The sequence below is a fragment of the Neobacillus bataviensis genome, from assembly GCF_019969725.1.
The window spans coordinates 1-647 of the sequence record NZ_JAHXYW010000048.1; the positions used below are offsets into that span (position 1 = coordinate 1).

General features: G+C 32.6%; 1 protein-coding gene. It reads right to left on the reverse strand.

Annotated features, from left to right (window positions below; translation table 11 throughout):
• Positions 1-29: 29 nt before the first annotated feature.
• Positions 30-647, reverse strand: a 618-nt coding sequence (locus LC455_RS31075) for a suppressor of fused domain protein (RefSeq protein ID WP_223596805.1), incomplete at its 5' end; no start/stop codon positions are given.

Here is a 647-nt window from a genome sequence, read left to right on the forward strand (position 1 = left end):
ACCCGTTAGTTGAAGAAGACTAAATGACATTAGATAATACTTTCCCTTTTAATGTCAATCAAATCTGGGTCTAGTTCTTCAAGTTTATCTTCGAATTCTTCCCAACCATTTTGTCTAATAAATTCTGCTTCCTTCGAAGTAATTGGAATTAACCAAGCCATTATTATAGTTTTTTTATCATCTACTTTAAAAGCATCAAATGAATCAGGAAAGTAACCTGGAATAGAAACATAAAGGGCTTCTAAATTTGGATCATCAAAAATTGGTCCATTTGGTCCAATTACATCTCCTCTTAAGAATGCTGTCCTAGAATCTAAAGCCATTTGGCTAACCTGTGCCAATAATGCAGGTATGTTTAAATTTCCAATATGGGAGTAAGAAACGAAAATTAATTCTTGCCAAATTTGTTTTCCAGAAACATAGGAAGTCAGAGGAACTCTACTTAATCCCAAAGTAGAAAATGTTTTAGTACCAGAAAAAGGACCTTTACTGTATTTTGCGATTTGAACAGGAAGTCGTTCACCTCTATCATCATTATTCCAGCCACATTCAATCGTACCTAGATGATTCTCTAAAAACTGTATAAATTTATCCATTTGTCCACCTTCATATATACTAACTTTACTAATATTTCTCCTTAAATTACT